The organism is Mesorhizobium sp. M7A.T.Ca.US.000.02.2.1, assembly GCF_003996995.1.
Taxonomy (GTDB): Bacteria; Pseudomonadota; Alphaproteobacteria; order Rhizobiales; family Rhizobiaceae; genus Mesorhizobium.
Map to the genome: position 1 here is coordinate 1 of NZ_RZTT01000442.1, position 4,737 is coordinate 4,737.

The following is a 4,737-nucleotide window of genomic DNA, read 5'->3' on the forward strand; positions in this document are numbered from 1 at the left end:
GGCTTCAACAGGGTCGTCGGCAAAGAAGGCGGGATAGCCGATGGTGAAGCTGCATGTGCCGCGCTGGGCATGGGTTTTGACGGGTTCCGGGCATTTTTTTACGGAGAGCTTCGCACTTGTTCGCCAACTCGAACATTGCGATGTCTTCGTGTCGAAGGCTGCCAACGAAGTGTTGCGCATGTACAAGCTTAAACTTGATTTCCCGGAGACGACGCGCGTGCTGCACGACAAGACCGCGAGTGCGATCCCTGTCGGCGAATTCTACCACGGTGTCTATCACACGGTCGTCGTGGCGCCGGCCACGTCCAACACGGTCGCCAAATGCGTGCATGGCATTTCCGACACGCTCGCCACCAATGTCTTTGCCCAAGCCGGAAAGTGCCGTGTGCCAGCCATCGTCTTTGCTTGCGACACCGCGCCGGAACTCGAGACCCAGGCACCGCACGGGCTGGTCAAGGTCTATCCGCGCAGGATCGACCTGGAAAATACCAAGCAGTTGAAGAGTTTCGAGCGGACCCAAGTGGTCGAATCGCTCGCTGATCTCGAAGCCTCGCTCACACGGCGCCGGGCCGAACTCGCAAGCGATGGCTGAGCGGCTGGTTTTTCTTACCGGCCATCTGGCCAAGGCGCGGCTGGAACGGCTGCTGGCTGGGCTGGGTAGAACCGCATTCGCGTGGGAAATCGTCGACGTCGGCGTCAAGGTCGCCGCGCTGATGAGCGAGGACATTGTCAAGCGTCGGCTCACTCTGACAGGAGACGTCGACCGCGTCATCCTGCCCGGACGCTATCGGGGAAACATCGAGCACCTGTCGGAGCATTTCGGTGTGCCCTTTGTGCGCGGCCCCGACGAGATCGCCGACCTTCCCGCCTTCCTTGGCCGGGCGGGCAAACCGCCGGATCTGACGCGTCACGATATGCGCATCTTCGCCGAGATCGTCGATGCGCCGATGCTGTCGGTCGAGGCGCTGGTGGCGAGGGCCTCGATGCTGGCTGCGGCCGGCGCCGATGTCATCGATCTGGGCTGCCTGCCGGAGACGCCGTTTCCGTTGCTGGCGGAGGCTGTGCGAGCGCTCAAGGCACGGGGATTCATGGTCAGCGTCGATTCGGCCAGCGTGGACGAACTGACGATCGGGGCACGTGCCGGCGCGGACTATCTTCTCAGCCTCGATGAGAACACGCTGCCGTTGATCTTCGACCACGGGGCTACGGCAGTGTTGATACCGTCCACGCCTGGCGATCTGGATTCGCTCGGCCGGGCCATCGAAGCCGCGCTAAAGGCCGGCGTTGCCTTCATTGCCGATCCCGTGCTCGACCCGATCCATTTCGGCTTCGCCGTTTCACTCGGGCGCTTCATCGAGGCGCGGTGCCGCTGGCCGGACGTCGAATTGCTGATGGGCACCGGCAATCTCACCGAATTGACCGACGCGGACAGTTCTGGTGTTACGGCCGTTCTAGCGGGACTCTGCTCGGAACTCCGGATCCGAAACGTGCTGGCGGTGCATGTCAGCCCACACACGGTGCGGACGATCGAGGAGCACGATATCGCCCGCCGCGTCATGTTGGCTGCTTGCACGGACGGCGCGTTGCCGCGCGGCTATCACCCAGGCCTGTTGCAGGTCCACGATCGCAAGCCTTTCACAGCCTCAACCGACGATATCGAGGCATTGGCGGCCCAGGTGCGCGACGCCAACTTCCGTATCGCGGTAGCGGAGGACGGCATCCATGTTTTCAATAGCAAAGGGCATGCGGTTGCCACAGATGCGTTCGAACTTTTTGCCGGGCTGGACGTCAACGCCGATGGCGCACACGCTTTTTACCTCGGCGCGGAACTGATGAAGGCGGAGATCGCGTGGCGCCTCGGCAAGCGTTATGTGCAGGACGAGCCGCTCGCATGGGGCGTTGCCGCGCCGGCTCCCGAAACTGACCGTACCCGTCTTGCCGAGCCGGGCAAGACGCTCCGCGCAAGGAAAGAGCGCTAGACCATGCCCTACATTCGCGAATCGATCATCACGACGGTCAACAAGGCAGGCAACATCCACATCGCGCCGATCGGCATCATTGCCGAGAATGACGGCTGGGTGATTGCACCGTTCCGGCCGTCGGTCACGCTCGACAATCTCGCCGAAGTGCCATTCGCCATCGCCAATTATATCGACGACGTGCGTGTCTTTGCCGGCTGCCTGACAGGCCGCAAGCATTGGCCAACCGTTCCGGTTGACGGGTTTCCGGTGCCGAGGCTCGAGGCGGCGCTGGCGTATTCGGGCCTCGAAGTCCAGGCGGTCGATGACAATGGCGTGCGCCCCCGCCATTTCTGCCGCGTGGTGCGGGAGGAAGCGCTCGCGCCGTTCACCGGCCTAAACCGAGCCAAGGCGGCGGTGCTTGAACTGGCCATCCTGGTCAGCCGGCTCGGCATGCTGCCGCGCGACAAGATCGAGGCGGAAATCGCCTACCTTTCGATTGCCATCGAAAAGACCGCAGGCGAGGGCGAAAAGGAAGCCTGGGGCTGGCTGATGCAGCGTGTCAGCGATCACTTGACCGCCAAAGATTCCGGGAGCGAGGACGCGCCGGCATAGGCGCGAGCGCCGCAACCTGCTTACGACGGATATCCCGCCAAAAGCGCTACCGCGGAAGCGGGTGCCGCGCTACTCGCTTGCCCTCGAACGGTGTCATCCGCGGGGATGATGTCGGCGAAATCGACGTAGCTGCGTTCCATGCGTTCGGCCAGTCGCCTGATCTGCCAGCGACCGATTCCGGCCCCGATGATCGGGACATCCCGCGGCAAGGTCCCGGCAACCAGAGACGCTGCATCGTGCACTTTGCGCAGTTGCTGCTCGCTGAACCAGCGCGCGACTTCACCCCATTCCGGCGAGGTCAGGTCAGTGGCGTCGCGCCCCACCATGCGCGCCAGCCGCGCGATCGAGCCGTCCACGGTCTTTTCCTTGCCGTCGGCGGGAGGGTGCCTGTCGTCGTCCTCGTCGAGCACGCCCAGAATGCGGTGCGCGTCGGCGATCGAGGCGAAATACTCGTTCATCAGCGGCGTTAGCCTGCCATGGACGGGAGCCGACGAGGCTACGCCGAACAGGAATGTCCTGGTAAAGCCGGTATAGACCAATTCGCCGGATAGAAGCCGTCCGGCATCGGTGTAGCCGTCATTGGCCACGGCGCCGTTCTTGATGGCAATGATATCGGTGGTGGTGGAGCCCATGTCGACGAACAGGGCATCGCCGGCGAGTTTTGCCACCAACAAGGCTGTCGCGTGCCAATTGGCGGAAGCCACATCGGCGCCTAACTGCGCTGCCTGCTCGACCCCGACGAAACCGGATGGTCCGGCATAGACCAGCTTTTTGTCTGTGGGGAAATGGGTGGAAATCTGACCCAGCAGAGCCGCTACGCCGACATCGCGGGACGGAAAGATGTCCGACAGTTCGCCTGTCATGGTGAATGCGTTGAGATCCGCACCCGCGTAGATCGGAGCCGTTTCGTCGAGGGCTGAAGCCAGCTTGTGCAGGCCTTGCCAGAGCGGCGTTGCGATCGTTACCGCCTCGACGATGCGACCGTCTTGTGCGCGGGTCACCTTCAGATGCGCGCCGCCAATGTCGAAACCGGCAATGATGCCCTTTCTTTTTTCCACGCTTCAAGCTTTCATGACGGGGGCAATTGGTCGGTGAGAAAAGCGTTGCGTATCATTCCGGTTCTCGACCTGAAGGACGGCGTGGTGGTTCGCGCCCAGCAGGGAAAACGCGATCGCTACAGGCCGATCGTTACGCCTCTCAGCCGAAGCCCCGATGTCGTCGCGGTCGCTGAAGGACTGCGTGGGCTTTATCCTTTTTCGACCTTCTACATCGCAGATCTGGACGCTATCGAAGGCGGAGCGCCAAACAGCGACGCACTCGCCCGGCTGAGGACGATGGCGGAGCCGCCGGAACTTTGGGTCGATGCCGGCGTGGCCGACGAAAAGACACTTTTGGCGGCGCTTGCCGAACGCTCCCTGTCTCCTGTTCTGGGCTCTGAATCGCAGCGGGACGACATGTTGCTGCGGCGTTTTCACGATCATCCCGATCTCGTCCTGTCCCTTGATTTCGTCGGCGATAGTTTTTGCGGACCGCGTTCTCTTCTCGATGAGCCCGAGCTTTGGCCGCAAAAGGTGATTGTCATGACGCTGGCCAAGGTCGGTGCGGCCGCCGGTCCTGACTTCGGGCGGTTGCAGGAGGTCAAGGCCAAGGCCGGAAATCGCGCCGTCATCGCGGCCGGCGGCGTCCGAGATGAGGCCGACATCAGCGCCTTGTCCGCGATGGGTGTCGCCGCGGCGCTGGTCGCAACCTCATTGCACAACGCTACGCTCACACCCGGCCGCCTCGCATCACTCGGCGCCTGATCATCGTTGCTCGTCGGCTCCCGAAGGACGTGCGCCCTTCGGGAGGTGACGTTTCAAAAGCCCAGAACTTTTTCCAGCCGGCGCAACAGACCATCCGTCTCAGAAGAGGGTTTTTCCTGTGCGGGGCTGTCTCTTGTCTAGGCTGCGAACGGATGCTTGACCTTGTCGCGCTGGGCCGTTGCTTCGGCGGCGGTCGGGGTTCCTGCAACGGCGCGCTGGATAGCTTCCTTTGTCGCCTCGTAATTGTATTTCTGGATCTTGGCGTCGTCCGCCGCGTCCCAATGGATGAACACCCCGACGCAGATGAACACGTCGTCCGCTTCGTTGGCCGGAATGGTCCCGTCCGCAACGCTGGCCTGCAC

At 62.7% G+C, this 4,737-nt stretch carries 6 protein-coding genes; 4 read left to right on the forward strand and 2 right to left on the reverse strand.

What is annotated here, in order from left to right; genetic code table 11:
• Positions 1 to 40: 40 nt before the first annotated feature.
• From EOD15_RS28760 to EOD15_RS28770, 3 genes are read left to right on the forward strand one after another with little or no spacing between them, the layout of a single operon-like run.
• Positions 41 to 592, forward strand: a complete 552-nt coding sequence (locus EOD15_RS28760; protein WP_127268111.1) for a flavoprotein — start codon at positions 41 to 43, stop codon at positions 590 to 592.
• Positions 585 to 1,979 carry a DUF6513 domain-containing protein gene (locus EOD15_RS28765; RefSeq protein WP_127321459.1) on the forward strand — a complete coding sequence of 465 codons (1,395 nt, stop codon included), beginning with the start codon at positions 585 to 587 and terminating at the stop codon, positions 1,977 to 1,979. The genes EOD15_RS28760 and EOD15_RS28765 overlap by 8 nt, the downstream gene beginning before the upstream one ends.
• 3 nt (positions 1,980 to 1,982) lie before the next feature.
• On the forward strand, positions 1,983 to 2,573 hold the full coding sequence (locus EOD15_RS28770) for a DUF447 domain-containing protein (protein WP_127321460.1): 591 nt from the start codon (positions 1,983 to 1,985) through the stop codon (positions 2,571 to 2,573).
• 20 nt (positions 2,574 to 2,593) lie between these two features.
• Here EOD15_RS28770 and EOD15_RS28775 read toward each other — a convergent pair whose 3' ends face one another.
• Complete coding sequence (locus EOD15_RS28775) at positions 2,594 to 3,631, reverse strand: hydantoinase/oxoprolinase family protein (RefSeq protein ID WP_127321461.1); 1,038 nt, start codon at positions 3,629 to 3,631, stop codon at positions 2,594 to 2,596.
• Positions 3,632 to 3,676: 45 nt separating this feature from the next.
• Here EOD15_RS28775 and EOD15_RS28780 point away from each other — a divergent pair, with 45 nt between their 5' ends.
• The gene (locus EOD15_RS28780; RefSeq protein ID WP_164761841.1) at positions 3,677 to 4,375 is read left to right on the forward strand and encodes a HisA/HisF-related TIM barrel protein; all 699 of its coding nucleotides are present in this window, start codon (positions 3,677 to 3,679) and stop codon (positions 4,373 to 4,375) included.
• 137 nt (positions 4,376 to 4,512) lie between these two features.
• On the opposite strand, the gene EOD15_RS28785 is transcribed toward EOD15_RS28780, so the two are convergent.
• Positions 4,513 to 4,737 (reverse strand): formaldehyde-activating enzyme (locus tag EOD15_RS28785; protein WP_185929107.1); only part of this gene is annotated, 225 nt, incomplete at its 5' end.

What these genes read in the sequence shown, in the direction of transcription:
- EOD15_RS28770 (WP_127321460.1), top strand. Translation starts at nt 1,983, where the DNA reads ATGCCCTACATTCGCGAATCGATCATCACGACGGTCAACAAGGCAGGC.
- EOD15_RS28760 (WP_127268111.1), top strand. Translation starts at nt 41, where the DNA reads ATGGTGAAGCTGCATGTGCCGCGCTGGGCATGGGTTTTGACGGGTTCC.
- EOD15_RS28765 (WP_127321459.1), top strand. Translation starts at nt 585, where the DNA reads ATGGCTGAGCGGCTGGTTTTTCTTACCGGCCATCTGGCCAAGGCGCGG.